At 36.7% G+C, this 21,309-nt stretch carries 14 protein-coding genes; 5 read left to right on the top strand and 9 right to left on the bottom strand.

What is annotated here, in order from left to right; translation table 11 throughout:
- The first annotated feature begins 4 nt into the window (after positions 1-4).
- Positions 5-1,600: a peptide chain release factor 3 gene (locus C8D70_RS13125; protein ID WP_076595668.1), complete on the top strand. Its 1,596-nt coding sequence runs from the start codon at positions 5-7 to the stop codon at positions 1,598-1,600.
- 362 nt (positions 1,601-1,962) lie between these two features.
- Positions 1,963-2,907 (top strand): DUF4349 domain-containing protein, encoded by a 945-nt coding sequence (locus C8D70_RS13120; RefSeq protein ID WP_110367601.1) that lies wholly within the window; start codon positions 1,963-1,965, stop codon positions 2,905-2,907.
- Between the two features lie 291 nt (positions 2,908-3,198).
- On the opposite strand, the gene C8D70_RS13115 is transcribed toward C8D70_RS13120, so the two are convergent.
- From C8D70_RS13115 to C8D70_RS13100, 4 genes are all read right to left on the bottom strand, one after another.
- A complete protein-coding gene (locus tag C8D70_RS13115) occupies positions 3,199-3,378 on the bottom strand; it encodes a hypothetical protein (protein WP_228408029.1) in 180 nt (59 codons plus the stop codon).
- 375 nt (positions 3,379-3,753) lie between these two features.
- Entirely contained in the window at positions 3,754-4,695 is a 942-nt protein-coding gene (locus C8D70_RS13110) for a hypothetical protein (protein ID WP_110367600.1), read from the bottom strand.
- A 365-nt stretch (positions 4,696-5,060) separates the two neighbouring features.
- Positions 5,061-5,426 carry a hypothetical protein gene (locus C8D70_RS13105; RefSeq protein ID WP_076595671.1) on the bottom strand — a complete coding sequence of 122 codons (366 nt, stop codon included), beginning with the start codon at positions 5,424-5,426 and terminating at the stop codon, positions 5,061-5,063.
- Between the two features lie 22 nt (positions 5,427-5,448).
- Entirely contained in the window at positions 5,449-6,588 is a 1,140-nt protein-coding gene (locus tag C8D70_RS13100) for an acyl-CoA dehydrogenase (protein WP_076595672.1), read from the bottom strand.
- Positions 6,589-6,923: 335 nt separating this feature from the next.
- Between C8D70_RS13100 and C8D70_RS13095 the strand changes: the two genes are divergently transcribed.
- The gene (locus tag C8D70_RS13095; RefSeq protein ID WP_076595673.1) at positions 6,924-8,702 is read left to right on the top strand and encodes an AMP-dependent synthetase/ligase; all 1,779 of its coding nucleotides are present in this window, start codon (positions 6,924-6,926) and stop codon (positions 8,700-8,702) included.
- A gap of 292 nt (positions 8,703-8,994) precedes the next feature.
- Here C8D70_RS13095 and C8D70_RS13090 read toward each other — a convergent pair whose 3' ends face one another.
- Together C8D70_RS13090 and C8D70_RS13085 are read right to left on the bottom strand one after the other, a co-directional pair.
- Complete coding sequence (locus C8D70_RS13090) at positions 8,995-9,771, bottom strand: zinc ribbon domain-containing protein (protein WP_076595674.1); 777 nt, start codon at positions 9,769-9,771, stop codon at positions 8,995-8,997.
- 2 nt (positions 9,772-9,773) lie between these two features.
- Complete coding sequence (locus C8D70_RS13085) at positions 9,774-10,871, bottom strand: Nif3-like dinuclear metal center hexameric protein (protein WP_110367599.1); 1,098 nt, start codon at positions 10,869-10,871, stop codon at positions 9,774-9,776.
- 447 nt (positions 10,872-11,318) lie between these two features.
- Between C8D70_RS13085 and C8D70_RS13080 the strand changes: the two genes are divergently transcribed.
- A complete protein-coding gene (locus C8D70_RS13080; protein WP_076595676.1) occupies positions 11,319-12,146 on the top strand; it encodes an ion transporter in 828 nt (275 codons plus the stop codon).
- Positions 12,147-12,190: 44 nt separating this feature from the next.
- Positions 12,191-12,349 carry a hypothetical protein gene (locus tag C8D70_RS20845; protein WP_168801950.1) on the top strand — a complete coding sequence of 53 codons (159 nt, stop codon included), beginning with the start codon at positions 12,191-12,193 and terminating at the stop codon, positions 12,347-12,349.
- Positions 12,350-12,536: 187 nt separating this feature from the next.
- On the opposite strand, the gene C8D70_RS13075 is transcribed toward C8D70_RS20845, so the two are convergent.
- The 3 genes from C8D70_RS13075 to C8D70_RS13065 form a co-directional block, all read right to left on the bottom strand.
- Positions 12,537-14,861: a GEVED domain-containing protein gene (locus C8D70_RS13075; RefSeq protein ID WP_110367598.1), complete on the bottom strand. Its 2,325-nt coding sequence runs from the start codon at positions 14,859-14,861 to the stop codon at positions 12,537-12,539.
- Positions 14,862-15,033: 172 nt separating this feature from the next.
- Positions 15,034-17,811: a T9SS type A sorting domain-containing protein gene (locus C8D70_RS13070; protein ID WP_110367597.1), complete on the bottom strand. Its 2,778-nt coding sequence runs from the start codon at positions 17,809-17,811 to the stop codon at positions 15,034-15,036.
- Positions 17,812-17,974: 163 nt separating this feature from the next.
- Positions 17,975-21,253 carry a fibronectin type III domain-containing protein gene (locus C8D70_RS13065; RefSeq protein WP_110367596.1) on the bottom strand — a complete coding sequence of 1,093 codons (3,279 nt, stop codon included), beginning with the start codon at positions 21,251-21,253 and terminating at the stop codon, positions 17,975-17,977.
- Positions 21,254-21,309 lie beyond the last annotated feature (56 nt).

Below are 21,309 nucleotides of genomic sequence, written 5' to 3'. Positions count from 1 at the left end.
CGATATGTCAGACTTAATCAAAGAAATACAAAAAAGAAAGACCTTCGGGATCATTTCCCACCCGGATGCCGGAAAAACAACTCTTACAGAAAAGTTACTTCTTTTCGGGGGAGCGATTCAGGAAGCGGGTGCGGTAAAATCCAACAAAATAAAAAAAGGAGCTACCTCCGACTTTATGGAAATTGAAAGACAGAGAGGAATCTCTGTGGCAACTTCCGTATTGGCTTTTGAATACAGAGATCATAAAATCAATATTCTCGATACTCCTGGTCACAAAGACTTTGCTGAGGATACCTACAGAACATTAACTGCTGTAGACTCAGTAATCGTAGTGATAGACGTTGCAAAAGGGGTTGAGGAACAGACCGAAAAACTGGTTCAGGTTTGTAGAATGAGAAACATCCCGATGTTGGTTTTCATTAATAAACTGGACCGTGAAGGTAAGGATGCCTTTGATCTGTTGGACGAAGTGGAACAAAAACTGGGATTAACAGTTTGTCCGCTTTCTTTACCAATTGGTATGGGAAGCGACTTCCAGGGAATTTATAATATCTGGGAAAACAACATCCAGTTATTCTTAGAAGAGAAAAAACAAAAGGTTGGAGATTCTATTAAGTTTGATGATATCAATGATACTTCCATTGATGATGTTATTGGTGAAAAAGCCGCAGCAACTTTAAGAGAAGAGCTTGACCTGATCCAGTCTGTTTACCCTGAGTTTAACCGTGAGGATTATATGAAAGGAGATTTACAGCCTGTATTCTTCGGTTCAGCTTTAAATAATTTCGGGGTTCGTGAATTATTGGATGCTTTTATTGATATTGCTCCTATGCCGCAGCCAAAAGAAAGTGATACCCGCCTGGTAAAACCTGAGGAAAGCACTTTCACAGGATTTGTTTTCAAAATCCATGCGAATATGGATCCTAAACACAGAGACAGACTTGCTTTCGTAAAGATTGTTTCCGGAACTTTCAAAAGAAATGAGAATTACTTATTGGTAAGAGAAGGCAAAAAAATGAAATTCTCCTCTCCCAATGCGTTCTTTGCTGATAAAAAAGAGGTGGTAGAAGAAAGTTTCCCTGGTGATATCGTTGGTTTACATGATACAGGAAGTTTCAGAATCGGAGATACGCTTACAGGTGGAGAAAAGTTAAGCTTCAAAGGGATTCCGAGCTTCTCTCCGGAACATTTCCGTTATATCAACAACAATGATCCGTTAAAAGCCAAGCAATTGGCGAAAGGTATTGATCAGCTGATGGATGAAGGAGTGGCACAGCTCTTTACCCTTGAAATGAACGGAAGAAAGATTATCGGAACTGTAGGTGCCCTTCAGTATGAAGTTATCCAATATCGTTTAGAGCATGAATATGGTGCAAAATGTACTTATGAACCTTTATCCATGCACAAAGCATGTTGGGTAGAAGCCGACGAAAAATCTGAAGAGTTCAAAGAATTTGCAAGATTAAAGCAGAGATTCCTGGCGAGAGATAAGTACAATCAATTGGTATTCCTTGCAGACTCTTCTTTTACCATTCATATGACGCAGGAGAAATTCCCGAATGTGAAATTACACTTCATTAGTGAGTTCAGAGAAAATTAAGACGTAAGCAGTCAATTCGTATAAAGACGAAATTGTTCACAATACAGATCCGCAGAAGTTTTTTTCTGCGGATTTTTCATAATATATCGTATGAAACCATCCCGGCAAAAATTCTTCGAATTTTTGCCGCCCCTCCGGAGGATGGGAATTTTTAGATTTCCGGACTAATATTTAGTGAAAAGACAAAGCTTTCGAATCATTTCAATACCCCAAAATCAGAAAAACGCTTTGTAAATTTTTTGTAAAACAAATACAAAAGATTGAAAATACAACAGTTATAATTTTACCAGCACAATACATTCTATTTACAATCTTTACAAGAACTTCCCTTCTAATTTTACTTCATCAAAAAAATTAATCTTATGAAAAAGTTCATATTACTCGCTGCTGTATCAGGCACTTTCATGATGTGTAAAAAAGCAGAAGCTACACAGGATAGAATAAATGAAGCCTTCCATTCTGCGGACAGTGCTGCCACAGTTGCTACAGAAACTATTGATCATGTCAGTAAAACGGCTGATAAAGCTCTGGACTCGGCCAGTATTAAAATAAAAGATTTTGAGAATACTAAAAATGACATCCAGCAAAAGATAGAACACACCTCTAAAATGGTGGATTCTTTATCTGATAAAATTGCCCATACAAAACTGGAATCCAAAATAGAAAAGAAGGATTCGGTGGAAAAGGAGATTGAAAAGATTGCAGTAAAAAACCCGGCTCCCAAGGTTATTAAAGAAACCAAAATCATTTATAAAGACAAGCCTGTAAACGACAGCTATGAACTTAATATGGCCAAAAATAAAATGGTGAAATCAGGATATCTTGCCATAAAAGCGGAGAATGCAGAAACAGTAAAGGAAATCATCCGAGAAGAAGTCAGCAGAAATAACGGTTATATCAAAAGTGAAAATCTTTCTTATGTGGAATCCGCATATCTTCACGGAGAGAATCAAAAAGTATACAGCCTGGATATCAAAGTTCCTATCCGGCATTTTGATGATTTGATAGATGCAATCAACAACAATGCGGGAGATATTGACACGAAAGACATTCAGGTTTCAGGACAAAACTATGCAGACAATACCATCTGTACAATTAATGTGAATATCAGTGACCAGGGTAAAACACAAACAGAACCTAAGAGCTTCAGTGGAAAATCACTGGCCGCCATTGAATCCGGCTGGAATGTTATCACTTCCATATTCCTGTTTATACTTCCATTATGGCCTTTATTTCTTATTGCCGGCATTGGATACTATTTCTATAAAAAGAAGAATAAAAATACGGTTGATAATGATTCTCATTAGTTTTTTAATATTTTTTTAATGAGGTTTAAAACGGATGTTCGATTCTTATTTTTAATTTTATCAAACATTCAACGGAAGTATTTGCTTATTATAAAAATAACTCTTAACTTTAATTGTAAGCAAAATGCAATGAATCTTCGATTACACGAGGTTCAAAGATCAATTTGAAAATTTTATTTCATATATTAATATTTTGTGATTTGGTGTAAAATAAGGCCCTCATATTGAGAGCCTTATTTGTTTTAATTTCATATTCACTACCTTATCTGCAATAAGCTTTGTTTTTCTTATCTACGGAAGCGCTCCGTTGTACTCTTTATAATGCAGGTCAAAAGTTTTACCGCTGTTGCTTTCCTGAATCAGCTTACCTTCATAGGTTTTGAAGACAGAACCTTTTTTCATAGCATAGTTCAGGTATCCGGATTTTACTCCTTCTCCAAAAACGAAACAGTACTTATACCAGACAAACACTCACAGTAATAACAGTACAACATCGAGGGTGATCCACAAAGAACTGCTAATTTTAGGGGACTCTTTTTTCATTAAAGTTGTTTAAACTTTCCAAAACCACAAAAGGCACAAAAAGTTTCATTCTAAAACACTGGAGCTCACTTAAGTAAGTTTAATAGAATACCGCAGAAAAGTTCACTTAAGAGGAACATTTCGACTTCGCTCAATAGGCAAAGATTTTTTACACAACTCAGGTGTACTTATCACGCATAAGGTATGGTTCTGAAAAACTTAAGTGTTTAAAACTTTTGTGCCTAAAATAATGATTATAAAAGTTTAAACTGTCTCATTGTAAAAGTTTATACAAGTTCAATATATTTATAAAAAACAATCAAATTAAAACTCATTAATTTTAAAATACATTGTTCCTGATATTGTCCTGCTGTTTGAGGAATCAATATTAACAAAGCGTATCCTGACATTTGAAGTAGATGTAAGCCTCACAGAAGCAATAGCAACGGCTCCAGGCAGATCAAAATTAGGTGAAATGCTTACCACAGCCTGCGTAGTACTCGGCCTGCTTGCGGCAGGTATCGTTACATTAACATCTAACGTTCCTGCTGAATCAAAAAATCCAAAAGTAGTATTATTTGCACTGCTTATAGTACTATTAATAGTGGACGAAAAGGTAATGGAATTTTTCTGTACAGTTCCTGCACTTCCCAGTTTGTAGCCTCCATTTACGTCCAGGTTGGCAGAAGCAACCGGTGATGATGTATTAACACCTACAGTTGTGAATGTTTTTGTTCCTGCAAAAGACTGATTTCCTGTAGTAACCACTCCTCTTGCCGTGGAACTTGCGTCCGGAATATTAAGTGTCATACTTCCATCTAAGGAGGCCGGTGAACCGGTAACATTCACATTAGTGCCAGAAGTTCCCAGATTCAATGATATTGTACCTAAAGTAGAAGCAGAAACGGGTACCCATGTCGTACCATTCCATTGAAGCAGCTGTTTGTTGGATGCTCCATTCTGTCCCAGAACAACAGGATTAGCTGCTGTTCCGTTCCCTGTTAAAGGACTTGCTGTTGCTACAGAAACTAATGCATTTCCCTGAGCTACAATCTGTGAAGCCGTTACTTTTGTAAATACACCATCATTGTCAAATGCAACGATAGAGTCTTTTGCAGAGGCATTAGAAGCTGTTCCCATGATGTTTCGTACGCGTACTGAACCGTTCACGTCCAGTGTTTCTGTAGGATTGTGTGTGTTAATTCCAACTTGGGAGCTAACGTGCGTGATTGCTCCTGTAAGAAGCAACAGAAATAATGTTCTCATCTTGATGTGATTTATTTGTGAACTTAAAAATAATTAAATTATTGAGTTCCAACATATAAAATCATATTTTTTACTATTTAACACACAGCAATTTCAGACAAGACAGGTAAGCAAAGAGAGGTATGCTTCCAACAATAGTACATTTTTCAGTATATCGTAATATTTTTAAAAACAGAGTATCAAAATTGATTAGAAAAAGTAATTCGATGGTATAAAAAGCAACATGATCCGGAAAAAAAAGAGGCTGTCCGAAAAGTTTGGACAGCCTCAATTTTTGCTGATTTTATTCTTACCCCTACAGAAGGAGTATATAAATATCCGAATCTCAGAAGGTGTTACCGACTTTTAGGACACTCCCCTTTCTGTTATTTCATATTCACTACCTTATCTACAATAAACTTTGTGTTTCCTCTCCACGGAAGCGCTCCGTTGTACTCTTTATAATGCAGGTCAAAAGTTTTACCGCTGTTGCTTTCCAGTTGTTTGAAAACTTCGGGGTCATCTACAGAAAATTCAAACTCATAGCTTGTAATAGTTCCTGTTTTTCCTCTTCCAAAGCCTTCCTGAATCAGCTTACCTTCATAGGTTTTGAAGACATAACCTTTTTTCATAGCATAGTTCAGGTATCCGGATTTTACTCCTTCTCCAAAAACGAAATAGTACTTATACCAGACAAACACGCCCAGTAACAGCAGCACGACACCAAGGGTGATCCACAAAGATTTTTTCATAGGTTGTGTGTTTTATAAAATGTTATTTTGCGATGCTTCTGGAAATCACGATCTTCTGAATTTCAGAAGTTCCTTCATAGATCTGAGTGATTTTCGCATCTCTCATTAATCTTTCTACGTGATATTCTTTCACGTATCCGTATCCACCGTGGATCTGTACTGCTTCAATAGTAGTATCCATTGCCACCTGAGAAGCGTATAATTTTGCCATAGCTCCGCTTTCAGAGATATCTTTTCCTTCATCTTTCTCACAAGCTGCTTTAAAACATAACATTCTTGCAGCTGTGATCTGAGTAGCCATATCAGCCAACTTGAATGCAATCGCCTGGTGGTTGATGATTTCAGTTTTGAAAGCTTTTCTTGTTTTAGCATATTTCAATGCCAGTTCGTAAGCACCTGAAGCAATACCTAAAGCCTGAGAAGCAATACCAATTCTTCCTCCGTTCAATACTGCCATAGCAAAGTTGAATCCGAATCCGTCAGCACCAATTCTGTTTTCTTTTGGAACTTTTACGTTATTAAAGATCAAGGAGTGAGTATCACTTCCTCTGATTCCTAATTTGTCTTCTTTCAGTCCGATTTCAAATCCTTCCCATCCTCTTTCAACAATGAAGGCATTAATTCCTTTATGCTTTTTCTCAGGATCTGTCTGTGCAATTACGATATAATAAGTAGCTGTTCCACCATTGGTGATCCAGTTTTTGATACCATTTAAAAGATAGTAATCTCCTTTGTCTTCAGCAGTCGTTTTCTGAGAAGTAGCATCAGAACCAGCTTCCGGCTCAGATAATGCAAATGCTCCGATAACCTGTCCGCTGGCCAGTGGAGTAAGATATTTTACTTTTTGCTCTTCAGAAGCGAATTTTTCAAGACCGGCACAAACCAATGAGTTGTTTACAGACATTACAACAGCTGCAGAAGCATCCACTTTTGCAATTTCCTCCATGGCAAGCACGTAAGAAACGCTGTCCATACCTGCACCTCCGTATTTTGGATCTACCATCATTCCTAAAAGACCCATTTCTCCCATTTTCTTCACCTGTTCTGCAGGAAATTTCTGGTCACGGTCTCTTTCAATCACTCCAGGTAAAAGTTCGTTCTGTGCAAAGTCTCTTGCTGCCTGCTGAATCATCAGCTGTTCTTCCGATAAATTAAAGTCCATAAAAAAAATAATTATATAGCCGTAAATTTACACTTTTTAAGCAAATCTGAAAAAATAAATTAAAAGTGGAAAAAAGGCAGGTTTAATGATAATTGACAGGCATTTCGGGATCCGGGATAATGCGTCAAGAAGACAATATAAAATACGTGGAGAAAAATAAATCTTTGTAAAAGAATAATTAAAAGTAAAAAATCCCTATTTAAGAGCTTCCGGCCTTCTTTTTGATTCAAACTGTTATGGTAAGCATTCAACTAATTCCTAATTATCACATTCAAATGTTTTCAATTAAAAAAAATGCTTATATTTAAATTTCTTTATAAATTACGTAAAAAATCATGACGATCAAGAGATTATTCGATATTCCACACTATGCTTTAGAAAAATATCCTAAAACGGATATGTTTGTAACAAAATATCATGGCGAGTGGAGAAAAACTTCTACACAGGAGTTTATTAATGAGGGAAATAAGATATCCAGAGGATTATTGAAGCTTGGGATAAAACCAGGGGACAAAATTGCTTTGATTACTACCAATTCCCGCACAGAATGGGCAATTATGGATTTCGGGCTTTCTCAGATCGGAGTTGTTTCAGTACCGGTTTATCCAAGTATTTCTTCTGAAGACTATGAATTTATTTTCAATAATGCTGAAATTCAGTATTGTTTTGTTTCTGATAAAGAACTGCTGAATAAAGTAATGAAAGTAAAACATAATATTCCGAGTTTACAGGGAATTTTTACTTTCGATAATATCAGTGGAGCGGCCAACTGGAGAGAAATTCTTGACTTGGGCAAGGATGAATCTACGCAAATTGAAGTAGATGATCTTTCTAATGCAATCAACACAGAAGATCTCGCAACAATTATTTATACTTCCGGAACTACGGGAAGGCCCAAAGGGGTAATGCTTACGCATAATAATATTGTTTCAAACGTATTAGGAGCCATTCCAAGAATTCCAAAGAGAAGAAGTCTGGATTATAAGGAGACGAGAGCATTAAGCTTCCTTCCTATCTGCCATATTTTTGAAAGAATGCTGTTCTATCTTTATCAGTACAATGGTTTTTCTCTCTATTTTGCTGAAAGCATCGAGAAAATGGGCGAAAACGTAAAAGAAGTGAAACCTCATTATATGACTGTAGTACCAAGACTGGTAGAAAAGGTATATGACAAAATCTATAATACAGGATCTTCAGCAGGTGGATTAAAATCAAAAATATTCTTCTGGGCGTTGAACCTGATCAGTAAAAAGAAAGTAATTTCCAAACCATCCGGACTTCAGGAAATCATTGCAGACAAGCTTGTATTTTCCAAATGGAGAGAAGGTTTAGGCGGCGAAATTGTGACTTTAGTTTCAGGATCTGCGGCATTGTCTACGAGACTTAACCTGATGTTCCAGAATGCTGGTATTCCAATTCTGGAAGGATATGGTTTAACAGAAACCTCCCCTGTAATTTCTGTAAACAGCTTTGATAAAATGAGAGTGGGAACGGTAGGAATTCCATTGGATAATTTAAAGGTTAAAATTCAGGAAGACGGTGAGATTACCGTAAAAGGTCCTTCTGTATTCAAAGGATATTTTCAGAATGAAGAAATGACAAAAGAAGCTTTTACGGATGATGGCTTCTTCAAAACCGGAGATATCGGACATATCGACAGTGACGGATTTTTACAAATCACCGACCGTAAGAAGGAAATGTTCAAAACTTCCGGAGGAAAATATATTGCTCCCCAGACTATTGAAAATTTAGCGAAAGCGTCAAAATTCATAGAACAGATCATGGTGGTAGGCGATGGTGAAAAAATGCCATGTGCTTTGGTACAGCCTGATTTTGAATTTGCTAAAAACTGGGCGATGAGAAACAATCTTACTATTGGCACTACACCAGTGGAGATTGCCAAAAGTGCTGAGTTGAAGCAGAGAATTGAAAAAGAAATCGAAGGCATCAATGAACACCTTGGAAACTGGGAAAAAATTAAAAAAATTGAGCTTACTCCTGAAGTATGGAGTATTGAAAGCGGATTGCTTACTCCAACTTTAAAACTAAAAAGAAAAGCAATAAAAGAGAAGTTTATAGCTTTGTATAATAAGATGTATGATCATCAGGATTAAAAAATTCAACCGCTTCAAAATGAAGCGGTTTTTTTATAGGTTTAGCCTCTAAAGCTAAGAAGCATATTTGTTTTTGATTCACAGCATTGAGTTTTTGAATCCAATTATAACACAACCTTTGTCATTCCCAAGAATCTGAACTCTATTTTTATACAGTATGGATTCTTGGGAATGACAAGGGAGCATGTTTAAAAGTTGTATTATTATAAGAAAAGTGGTGCAATATTCAGATCAAAAATAAAAAAAGCTGTCTCATTTCTGAAACAGCTTTTGTATAACTTAAAATCAATAATTAGAATTTAATTACAGATTTCATTTTTTCGTTTTCTTCCATTACCAATTCATCATCAACAAGAATTTTTCCAGAGTGCTCATCAATAATGATTTTCTTTCTCTGAGCAATTTCCATTTGCTTTTGAGGAGGAATAGTGAAGAAAGATCCTTTTGGAGCTCCTCTTTCTAATCCTACAACGGCAAGACCGTTGATAGAGTTTGTTCTGATTCTGTTATAAGAAGCCAATAATCTCTCATCAATTTTAGCTGCGAATTCTTTAGACTGCTCTAAAAGATATTCTTCTTCTTTCTGCGTTTCAGAGATCAAACCATCCAATTCTTCTTTTTTGAATTTCAAGTGGCTTTTCAAATCGTCGATCTTAGCATTCAGTTCAGCTAAAGTTTCGTTTTTGTGAGCAATTTTAGCTCCGAATTCTTTAATTCTTTTTTCAGCAAGCTGAATTTCCAGCTCCTGGAATTCCATTTCTTTTCCTAATGCTTCAAACTCTTTATTGTTTCTTACATTATCCTGCTGAGATTTGTATTTCTCAATTAAAGTTTTAGCATGGTTAATTACTTCATGCTTTGTTTTGATCTGATCGTCCTGCTCTTTTATCTCAGCATGAAATTTTTCAGCTCTTTTTTCAAGACCTTCAATCTCAATTTCAAGATCTTCAACTTCAATTGGCAATTCTCCTCTAGTATTTCGGATTTCATCCAATCTTGAATCAATGATCTGTAAATCGTATAAAGCTCTTAATTTTTCTTCAACTGAAATATCGTTGGTTTTTGCCATATTTAAATGAAATAATTTACTGGGTTTGTTTTTTCAATAGATTTTGAAATTGCAAATGTACTAAATTTTTGTGATAAAATTTCAAATAATTGTTGGGTAACAAATTGTTCTGATTCATAATGTCCTATATCACAGATCAGCATTTTAGACTCGGCTAGAAAATAGTCATGATATTTAAGATCTCCGGTAAGGTAAGCATCACATTTCCTGGATGCTGCAGATCTTATTCCACTTGCTCCTGAGCCTCCCAGCACCCCTACTCTTTTGATTTTTTTATTATTAAATGAAGAATGTTTTATCACCTCCAGACCAAATTTTTCTTTTACCAACCTGAGGAAATCTTTTTCATCCATTTCCTCTTCCAGATCACCATACATGCCTAATCCGGAATGATGATTTTTATTATCCAGACTATAAACCTGATAGGCTACTTCTTCATAAGGATGTGCAGCCTTCATGGCCCCCACAATCTGCCCTTGTTTAAAACCTTCAAAAATTACAGAGATCATATCTTCATCTGCATTTTCGCGAATTCCCTGCTGTCCGGAAAACGGATTTGCACCTTCTGCAGGTCTGAATGTTCCTTTACCGCTCACCGTAAAACTGCATTCATCATAGAATCCTATATTTCCTGCTCCGGCCAAGAACATCGCTTCTTTTACTTTTTCTGAATATTCTTTGGGAACAAAAACCGTCAACTGTTTTAAATTATTTTCCTTTGGCTGAAGAATCTTCATATTCTTTAATCCCAACTGGCTGCATATCCCGTGGTTGACCCCAAAGAAATCATTATCAAATGCAGTGTGGACGGCATAGATGGCTACTTTATTTTCAATAGCTTTTAAAACAGCTCTCTCTACATAGTTCTTTCCTGTTAAGGATTTTAATCCGGAAAATATGATGGGATGAAAACATACAATCAGATTACAGTTTCTCTCAATCGCCTCATCTACTACATTTTCCAGGGCATCATGGCAAACCAGAATTCCTGATACATCGCGGTCATAAACTCCACACAGCAATCCTACATTATCAAAATCTTCTGCCTGTCTGATGCTTATCTCCTCTTCAATCTTTGCAATTACAGTTTTTAGTTTCATTAATTTATATTTTACGGTTACAGCTAAGATATTAATTTTACCAAAAATCCGGAAAAAATTACCGGCTTTCTTTAACCGGCTTCATTTTGATGGTAAAAAGAATTACATAAGACTGTTAATCTTTAAAAAGAGATACTAGGGTAAAGGATTCTATTACTACACTGCAGTTTATATCAGACTCCATAAAAGCCGATAGCCTTTTCCCGGATCAAAACTTGCAGGCGTTGCAATGGTATAAAAATAAAAGGTAAGAAAGTTACCTGAAATGTTATGTATTATTCGTGTTTTATCAATTATAACAAATAAAAAAACAAGTCATTAATTTAAAATAATTCACTTTTCAATAACAGGTTTTTCGTTAACATTTGCAAGATTCTTTCAACAATCATATATTTACCGTATGCTTTATGGAAATTATTAACTTCGCTGTGAAATAACCCTATATAAATGGAAAGAGAACATAATCTGATTCCTGAGGACGCTCTTTGGAAAAGATTCCTTTACCGGATAATTTATCGCTCCGATACGAAGCTTGGAAAACTGTTCGATATCATATTATTATCGTTAATTCTTGCAAGCACTGCAATTATTATGATGGAAAGCGTACCTAAGCTTGATAAAAGATTCCATTATACTTTTCTGATTCTTGAATGGGTGATCTCAATTTTCTTCACCATGGAATATTCTATGCGTATTGCAGTGGTAAAAAATAAACGGAGTTACCTATTCAGTTTTTTCGGAATTATTGATTTTCTGGCTCTTGTTCCTTTCTTCCTCAGTTTTTTCTTTCCTATTACTAAGTATTTCCTTATTTTCAGGATGCTGAGAATGTTGAGAATCTTCAGGATTTTCAATTTGCTGGATTTTATGAACGATGGATATTTAATTGTAAGGGCTTTAAAGAACAGTTCAAGAAAAATTTACATTTTCCTTTTGTTCCTGATTATTTTTTCGGTTATTGTAGGTTCACTTATGTTTATGGTAGAGGGTGGAAGACAAGGTTTTGAAACAATACCACAGTCTATTTACTGGGCGGTTGTCACGGTAACTACTGTAGGTTATGGTGATGTATCGCCTATTACGCCTTTAGGGAAGTTTTTCGCTGTTGTTCTGATGCTGGCGGGTTATTCTATCATCGCAGTTCCTACCGGTATTGTAACAGCGGAAATGAGAAACAAAAGACAAAATCTGGAAATGATATGTGAACGCTGTGGTAATGAAGATATTGATGATGATGCAAGGTATTGTAAGAAATGTGGCAAGAAATTAGCTTAATACATCGGTATAAGTAAAATTTATTCACCAAATACCACAAAATCATGGAACCTAAAAAGAAAAACAGACCGAATAGCTTAGTAATTATTCTTTTTGCATTGATTGCACTCATGATCATTATCTACTTTATATTAGTAATGTTCTTCCCTACTGTTTTTGACCTTATGAATAAAGGAGAAATACAGCCTGTACCCAATAAATGATGAGTAATGGGTAATAAGTGACAGGAACAATTTATAATCAACCAGAATTTTCAGAACAAAATAAAAAAGATGAGTAAACAATTTTGCTCATCTTTTTTCATCAATACTTTTCAAATCAAATCCTATACAATTTTCATAAAAAAGCGGATCAGTGATGATCCGCCTCCCTTTTTATTTAAATGATGAATTATTTTTTAATAGCTTTGATCGTCTGCTTAGATCCGTCTTTCATCTCAAGTGTTACTAAGTAAACTCCCTGCATTAAATCTCTTAAATGGATTGTAGATTCAGGATTAGCAATTGTTTTCACCGTTCTTCCAGCAGCATCAGTCACAGATACATTTTTTACATTTTTCACATCAGAAATATTCAGTGCATCCGTAAATGGATTAGGATAAACCTGGATAGTATTTTTCGCAATAGCCACCTCAGATGTTGCCAGATTAGCATTGTTAATGCTAATATCGTCAATATACAGATTATACTGATCCGGATCTGAATACGCATTAAATCCAAAGAAATACACTCCTGTTGTAGGAACTGTAAACGTTATAGATTCTGTATGGGCCATTTCATCATTGATTGAAGGATAATCTGCTATAGAGCCTGTCATAGCTGCTGCTGCAGGTGAAGTTCCATAGGCAACTTTCAATTTTTCAACATAAGTTGATGAGTTATTACCATATTTATAACTGATTGTATACTGCACTCCTGCGGTTAAGTTCAATCCTTGTGTAAAGAACCATGCATTTCCAGAATTGGAAGAGTTATACTGGTACTTCAACACATTGGTAGTGAATCCCTGGCTATCGGAAGGAGAATCCATTGTTTCCCAATTGTTTCCTGTTCCCGCATTAACATTGATTGTACAAGCGGGCAGATCCGGAACAGTCACGTTTTCAAAATCTATCGTATAAGGAGTATTCACACTTGAACACAATGTTGTAAAAGCAGCATGATCACTCCATATACTTTTACTTGTTGCACTGCATGCAGATCTTACCCATACATAATAAGCAGTGGAGGCAGCTAAACCAGGAATATTGTAAGTGGTTGCTGTAACTCCTGTAAAATTAGGCGTGCTGGTTGCTGTAGGTGCTGTATTGGTTGTACTGTAATAAATATCATATCCATTTGCAGGTACAGGGGTAGCCGCTGTCCATGAAACCGTAGCTCCTGCAGCAGTAATATTTGAAACAGCTAATGCATTAGGTTCGCTACAAACAGGTGCTACATCTATATTGATATCATCAACATATAATTGATTCATGTTTGCATCAGAATACGCCTGAAATCCAAAATAATAAACTCCTGTGGTTGTGGGTGTGAAATTCGCAAAAGCACTTGTTGCTGTGCTGACAACAATATTTGAATGATCAGCTAATGTATTGGTCATTCCTGCTCCTGTAGCTGTAGTGCCGTAAGCCACTTTTAGTTTTTCAGCATATACAGTTCCTTCTGCATTTGCATATTTATATTTAATTCTGTAGGTCACTCCTGCAGTAAGATTAATACCATTGGTGAAAAACCAGGTATCCGCATTATCAGCATAGTCGTAAGAATACTGAAGAACATTCCCTGTGAATCCCTGAGCATCCAGATCACCTGTCTTCCACATATTTCCTGCGCCATCATTAACTACTGAGGTACAACCTGGGATATCAGGCGGGGTTATACTTTCAAAATCCAATGCGTATGGTACCCCTACAGCAACACACGACGTCATAAATGTTGCCATTTGAGACCATGCACTCTTATTTGAAGAACTGCATACAGAACGTACCCATACGTGGTAAGTAGTTGCTGGAGCAAGTGAAGGCAGGTTGGCAGTTAATCCGCTGCTTGTTCCGGAAACCACTGTAGCAGCAGTAGGATATGCACTGGAAGTTGAATAATAATATTCATAACCGCTTCCTGGCACTGAAGATGGAGCTGTCCATCCTACCTGAGCAGAATTGGCAGTTACAGCAGAAACAGTTAAAGCAGATGGTGCAAAACATGTTGGAACAGCACCGATTACGACCGTATAATCGTGAGCTTCTCCATATCCATTTGTATTACAAGGAATAGGATCACTGGAAAAGCGATCTGCCACCCTCATTCTATACGTGCCCGGAGTAACTGTAGAAGGAATTGTTATAAGTCCTGCGGTTATATTGTTTCCTCCCACAAGCGTACTACTTGCTGAAGCTACAAGTTCCGGAGCTGCATCATCAAAAGTTCCGTCGTTATTGAAATCTATCCATATACGTACATTCTGATCACTATAACCATGTTTAACGCTAAAATCATAACTTAAACCTGCACTCAGGTTGATCATCATAGAAGTATAATCTCCATATGCATCAGTAGAACAACCTGTATTAGAATGATCAAATCCGGCACCCGGAATTGCAAAAGTATCTATCACATCCCCTCCACTACAGCCACTAGCAAATGCAGGTGTACAATACGTCTGCGCAGAGGATAAAAAGCCAGTCATTAATAAACCAACGAGTAAAAAGTTTTTCATATAAATCAATATTAGTTACTCAAATCTAGTGAAAATCAACAATAAAAAAAATATTTTTTTCACTATATGATAACAAATACAAATTTTCTTTTAACAAAAGATAATTTCACTTATAAAAAGAGAGACTGTTCGAAATGAACAGTCTCTTTTTTCTATTTTTAAAAGAAATTATTTATTTCTTAATAGCCTTAACGGTTTGTTTAGATCCGTCTTTCATATTCAGCACTACTAAATACATTCCTTCTTTAAGATCTCTCAACTGAAGTTCAGAGGAAGGTTTTTCAATGGTTTTAATCAATCTGCCGGAAGAGTCCAGAATAGAAACTGATTTTACTTTATCTGGTTTTGCAATATTCAGGGTATCTCTAAATGGATTCGGATAAACCTCTATACTTTCTCCGTTTTTAGAAACTTCAGAAACTCCCAAAGTCCCTTTGGAAATAGTAATTGTAAAAGGAAATTCTAAAAAATCCACAGTTGAACTTTCATTCCCAACATTCACATAATACACAGTTCCCGGAACAGTATCAATCGATATTGGTGTAGAATGCCAACCTCTGGTAATACAAGTTAAACTTCCACACCCTCCTTTATAAACTCCAACCTTAGGAAATTCATTTCCTATAGGTGATACTATAATTTTATGAGTAGAACCGTCCCCTGTAAACGTAAACCATGTACCATCATTCATTGCCGGGCTACAAGCTGTAACAAATCCATTATTATTAGTTGCAGCTAACGCATCTGTTTGTGTGTAACTATAAGGAAATACAGAAGCATCCAAAGCTCCGGAACAACTGTCATTAACTGGAACCGGCGGCAATGTTCCAATGCATATATTAAATCCGACAACTTCACTTGGGTATCTAGTATTAAATACTCTTATATAATAAGTTTGGCCTATTGTAAGCCCGGAAACCCCGCCCATACGATGTGAACATTTAATACTTGTAAGGTTACCACAATCACCACTGAAAAGCTGAAAGTAGGTTTCAGTACCGGACTGCACCCCAAGAGAAACCAAATCTTTCAATTGAATCAAATGACCTGTTGCGGTAGCCGTAAACTTAAACCAGACATCTCCCGGTTTTGCAACACCATTGCATGTAGGAGCTGATATATTCGATGCTGTAGCCCCCATTGTACTACCAGCTGTTGCAACGGAACAATTCAAATCAGAATTTACAGGCAAAGCAATGGCATTTATACATTCATCATTGGGAGGAGGTGGTGTATTATCTGTCCATATGCATATATCAAAATCCATAGCACTGGATTGTTGCGTCGAACTACTATAAACCCTTATATAATAAGTATCTCCTACTGTAAGATTATCTACAGCCAAAGCATTCAGATAAGAACAGGAAAGACTAGCTAAACTATTACAATCCCCCTTATAAACCTGAAAACGTAAAGTAGGAGCATAAAATACCGGGACTTTATAGATAATATTGCTTAATTTAATAACATGCTTACTGCCTGTTGCTGTAAATTTGAACCATACATCAGAATTAGGACTATTATAGCAAGTAACAGGTGACAGACTGGAATCTGTCGCGGATATAATGGTTCCTTGAGTAATGCTTGCACAATTCAAATCAGGATTTACAGGTAAATCTATTGCATTTCCACATTCATCATTGACTGGTGGTGGCGGAAACGTTACCACACATATATCAAAATTTTGAGCAGCACCATAATTAGCACGAGTAAATACTTTTACATAATAAGTTTCACCTGGAGTAAGATCATTTACAATTGAATAATATTGAGCTTCGTGGCTACATGCAATAGTTGTTAAGTTACCACAGCTTCCTTTAAAAACAGAAAAATATATAAACTTATTATTTACTGCTCCTACGGAGGTTATATTACTTAATTTAATCATATGTTTGGAAGCTATAGCAGTAAATTTATACCACACATCATTATGACTATAAGAATTAATACATGAATTTTGCCCCTGATTAGATACAGACGCCATTAAATTTGTACCAGGAGTAAAATTTGTACAATCTATAGTTGGGCTCACAACCAATTCCACAGCGTCTGCACACTCATCATTAGATGGAGTTAATGATGCAGTTGTAAACTTGATATTAGCACAACCGTAGGATTCTCCTGTTGATCCTACTGCCGTCACCTTAAGATAATATGTTGTAGTCAGTGAAAGCGGAGACGATGGTGTGAAACTTGTTCCCGTTACAGATTGTTGATTTACCACATCAGTTCCTCCTGGTGTAGTCCCTATTGAAACTTTGTAACTTGTCGCTCCTTGTGATGCAGCCCAGGTAATCACGGATGAAGTAGGTACAAGCACTGCATTATTAACAGGATAAGACACTGCAGGGCATACTGGTAAAATACTCGGCACCAAACCCTTAAGAGTTATTACAGATTTATATGGCAAAACATTTCCCTGATTGTTGGTAGAAGGATCTCCAAAACCAGGATCTAAAATATAGAGCCCCCCTCCTTCTGTAGTATTGTAGACAAAAAATTGATTAGAAGGATTGTCATTAGATACCTTTCCATGAACTGCAACTATTAAGTTCTGGACATTATCATATGCAAAAGGAGTCGTAAAGGTTATATCTATAATTCCATTTACATTATAAATAGCACCAGAATAAACCTTTGTCATTTGTCCGCTTGAAATCCAGTTATCATTAGGCGCAAAGGTGGTTTTTGTAGTATGTCCTATGTATACATCCCAAGTTGACGAGTACCCTGGATTTGCAGAAGAAGTTACATAAAATTTAAGCCCGGTAATATTTCCTGCGGCATCAGAATTAATTTCTTGCTTTGTAAAAATCTGCTGAGAATAAGAAGTACTATAATCAGTATTGACCGGAGCATTACCAGTATCTGTACTTCCTGCACCTAATTTGATTTGAGCACTTAGTACAATATTTAACATCAGTAAGCATAAAAATAAGATTTTTTTCATGTATAAGTTTTTGGCTATTAATATGTCTACGAATTTACAATAATTTGAAACATCTTTTTTTTAAGTAAAAAAATAATGAGAAGTCCCTGGAAAAACACATCACAAATAACAAAAAAAAACGACAGCCAGAAGCTGTCGTTTCATAGGATATGATTAATAAATTTTATCTCTTAATTGCTTTAAGGGTTTGTTTAGACCCGTCTTTCATATTCAAAACAACCAAATACAATCCTTCTTTAAGATCTCTCAACTGAAGTTCAGAGGAAGGTTTTTCAATGGTTTTAATCAATCTGCCGGAAACATCAACAATTGAAACAGACTGTACTTTGGATACATCAGAAATTGTTAGCGTATCAGTAAACGGATTAGGATATACATTAATCTTATTTTCTTTTACTGCAGTTTCAGAAGTTGCCAGATTTGGATTTTGTTTTATTTCAACATTATCTAAAAGAACATCATCATAGTAATATCCATTACCACTCACATTTTTATCTACAGTAAACCTTACCTGAATAGTAGCTCCGATATAAGAAGCCGCTAATGGAACCGCAACCGTTCTCCATTGATTTAAGTTGGTATTATCACTAAAGATGGCTACCCAGCCGTTTCCATCATTTACTTCAACGGTAAGCTTATTATTATCATAAGTAGAAGGTGAAACCGTAGTAGTAGATACTGTAGAGTGATTTTTAAACCAGTCAAAAGAAACAATAGGTGCAGTTAATCCTGTTAAATTTACAGAAGGAGTAACCAATTGCACGGTATTAACACCTGCTCCAGCATATGGTGAACTTGCGTCTACCCAAGCGTACGTACCTGCAGCCTTGCCGTTATTAGCCGGACTTGCACCATAATCTGCACTTCCTGCAAATTTCCAGAAAAGAGTAGCATCAGTAGTTGTTGCCGAAGGATTTATATTGTTCCAGCAGTTTGGTGCGGCTCCACTATCAAAGTTTTGAACAAAAGGTGCCATAACAGTTCCACAAAGAGTATTAAATGTAGCAACAATACTCCATGCACTCTTATCAGAAGAACTACAAACCGATCTCACCCATAAATAATAAGTAGTAGAAGGAGAAAGCCCTGATAAAGGAGCTGAAGTTGTGGTACTCGTTCCTAAAGCTACAGTAGACGCTGTAGGAGCTGTACTGCTTGTAGAATAGTAATATTCATATCCAACTCCAGGAGCGGTAGCTGGGGCAGTCCAGGAAGCATTTGCTGCATTGACTGTCATCCCCGAAACAGTAACAGCCAATGGTTCAGAGCAGCTAGGAGTCACATCTATATTGATATCATCCACATAAATCTGGTTCATATCAGCAAGAGAATATGCCTGGAACCCTATATAATAAACTCCTGTTGCACTTGGCGTAAAGTCTGTAAAAGTATTTGTAACAGTTCCACCGATAATATTACCATGATCTGCTATGATATTCGTCATTGCTGAACTTGTAGCGGAAGATCCGTAAGCAACTTTTACTCTTTCAGGATACTGTGTTGCACCCGTTGCATTTGCATATTTATATTTAATTCTGTAGCTAACTCCGGCAGTAAGATTTAAACCTTGTGTGAAAAACCATGTATTGGCAGCATTAGAAGTATTATAGGAATAATTAAGCACTTTCCCTGTAAAGCCAGTAGGAGCAGTTGCTGTTTTCCATAAATTTCCGGAACCACTGTTAACCACTGTTGTACAAATTGGTAATGCAGGTGTTGTAACGTTTTCAAAATCTAAAGTATAAGGTAAATTAGATGAATTACATATGGTCTGGAATGATCTTACCGTACATGCCGTAGCAGGTCCTGCAATATTAGCTGTATAAGCAGTTACAGAATAATAATAAGTAGTCGCAAAACTTAAAGGAGCAGCGAAAGTGTAAGAATTATTGGCCCCACCAGTAATATCCATATCTACAATATCATTTCCTCCTGAGGTAGTTCCAACTTTCAGTTTGTAGCCGGCTGCGCCATTTATTGCATTCCATGTGATCGTAGGTGTTACACTTACTCCTGTAGCACTGGATGCAGGAGCTGTAACGGTAGGACATAGACCAAGTGTTGTAAAGTTAGCAGAGCTTGACCAAACTCCTTTATCTGTCCCATTACAGTTTCCTCTTACCCAATAATAATACTGAGTTGAAGGAGTCAGACCAGATATATTAGCTGTTGTTACGCCAGCAACTACAGATCCTGAAGGCGTAGCCGTTGCAAGCGGAGTTGTTGAAGATGTGGAATAATAATACTCATATCCATTACCCGGAGGTGTTGTAGAAGCTGTCCAGCTTATTGTTGCTGATTCAGGAGTCACAGCAGAAGAAGAAAGACCTGTTACCGTACTTGCACAGTTAGCTGTAGTTGTAAAAGATCCTGAAGAGGCATACCCATTCCCCGTTCCGGCTGCATTTGGAATATGAGAGTATATGGATTGTACCGATCCATTTAAAGCCTGAACCTGAACCTGGTAACTTGTATTCTGAGTCAGACCTGAAATTGTAGCTGAAGCAGCAGAAACCGGGTTACCAACAAGGTCGGTCCAATCACAGCTTCCAACTTCTCTATACTGAACATTGTAGGCTGTTGCACCTGTCGGAGCTGTCCAGTTTACAGTGGCAGCATTATTGGTAATTGCAGTGGCGGCCGTAAAAGTTCTAACCGGAGCCTGTGTGCCTGGTGTCCATTTATATTGCAACCCAGCCGGGATTTTAACACTAGCATTGGTTGCACTGGAAAAAACCATTGTGCTGTTATTAGCATTACCTGTAACAGCTTTAGACCAGTCGCAGGTAGTTCCGGAAGGCACATTTCCTATCATCAGGGAATTTACATTGGATGCAAAGGTAGTACTGTTTCCTCTTATTCCTACCTGTGGAGTACTTCCTGAAGTACTGGTTCCCGGATCTGTACAGCTTCCATAAATGATCTTTATTTCACCAGTAGCGTAAACCAATCTGATCTGAAAATTTAATTTTTCTGTAGATCGGTTAAAGTAGTTGGCATGATCCTGCCACTGTACAACAAATTCAGTTCCTAGATCTTCATATCGAACTTCATGATTTCCTGCGGGCTGAGTTGTATCAGATGATGAAAAACCTCCATCCTGTCCAAAAGCAGAAATTGCTCCTGTAGTAGAACCCAAAGAAGACAAAGGAGTATAATTTGTCCCTGAAGGAGCCGCTCCAAATGTTATAAATCCGTTGGCACTCACATAGCATGTTGTCATGGCAACACCTCCAAAATTAAAAGGAGAAGACAATGTAATCGCAGCAGACACATCATTGTCGTAAGTCGTATTAGTCCCGGAAGGGAATAATTTCGTACCTCCTGTAATGGAAGTATAAGCCACCCCGGTACTTTTTGAAAAAGTATAGTTGGCGACATCAGTTTGTGCATAAACTCCCATACTCACGGAAGCTAAACACGAAAGTAATAATTTCTTCATAAAATAGTAATAATAATAGTTATGGCGGTAAATTTATAAATATTAATTTAATTTTT

The sequence above is a fragment of the Chryseobacterium sp. CBTAP 102 genome (assembly GCF_003201365.1).
Taxonomy (GTDB): Bacteria; Bacteroidota; Bacteroidia; order Flavobacteriales; family Weeksellaceae; genus Chryseobacterium; species Chryseobacterium candidae.
The sequence above is the reverse complement of the archived record's forward strand: the minus strand, read 5'-3'. Positions and strand labels throughout refer to the sequence as shown.

Excerpts from the sequence above, each read along its gene's own strand:
- C8D70_RS13100 (WP_076595672.1), bottom strand. The coding sequence starts at position 6,588 with ATGGACTTTAATTTATCGGAAGAACAGCTGATGATTCAGCAGGCAGCA.
- C8D70_RS13075 (WP_110367598.1), bottom strand. The coding sequence starts at position 14,861 with ATGAAAAACTTTTTACTCGTTGGTTTATTAATGACTGGCTTTTTATCC.
- C8D70_RS13085 (WP_110367599.1), bottom strand. The coding sequence starts at position 10,871 with ATGAAACTAAAAACTGTAATTGCAAAGATTGAAGAGGAGATAAGCATC.
- C8D70_RS13070 (WP_110367597.1), bottom strand. The coding sequence starts at position 17,811 with ATGAAAAAAATCTTATTTTTATGCTTACTGATGTTAAATATTGTACTA.
- C8D70_RS13090 (WP_076595674.1), bottom strand. The coding sequence starts at position 9,771 with ATGGCAAAAACCAACGATATTTCAGTTGAAGAAAAATTAAGAGCTTTA.
- C8D70_RS13095 (WP_076595673.1), top strand. The coding sequence starts at position 6,924 with ATGACGATCAAGAGATTATTCGATATTCCACACTATGCTTTAGAAAAA.
- C8D70_RS13125 (WP_076595668.1), top strand. The coding sequence starts at position 5 with ATGTCAGACTTAATCAAAGAAATACAAAAAAGAAAGACCTTCGGGATC.
- C8D70_RS13110 (WP_110367600.1), bottom strand. The coding sequence starts at position 4,695 with ATGAGAACATTATTTCTGTTGCTTCTTACAGGAGCAATCACGCACGTT.
- C8D70_RS13120 (WP_110367601.1), top strand. The coding sequence starts at position 1,963 with ATGAAAAAGTTCATATTACTCGCTGCTGTATCAGGCACTTTCATGATG.
- C8D70_RS13065 (WP_110367596.1), bottom strand. The coding sequence starts at position 21,253 with ATGAAGAAATTATTACTTTCGTGTTTAGCTTCCGTGAGTATGGGAGTT.
- C8D70_RS13105 (WP_076595671.1), bottom strand. The coding sequence starts at position 5,426 with ATGAAAAAATCTTTGTGGATCACCCTTGGTGTCGTGCTGCTGTTACTG.
- C8D70_RS20845 (WP_168801950.1), top strand. The coding sequence starts at position 12,191 with ATGGAACCTAAAAAGAAAAACAGACCGAATAGCTTAGTAATTATTCTT.
- C8D70_RS13080 (WP_076595676.1), top strand. The coding sequence starts at position 11,319 with ATGGAAAGAGAACATAATCTGATTCCTGAGGACGCTCTTTGGAAAAGA.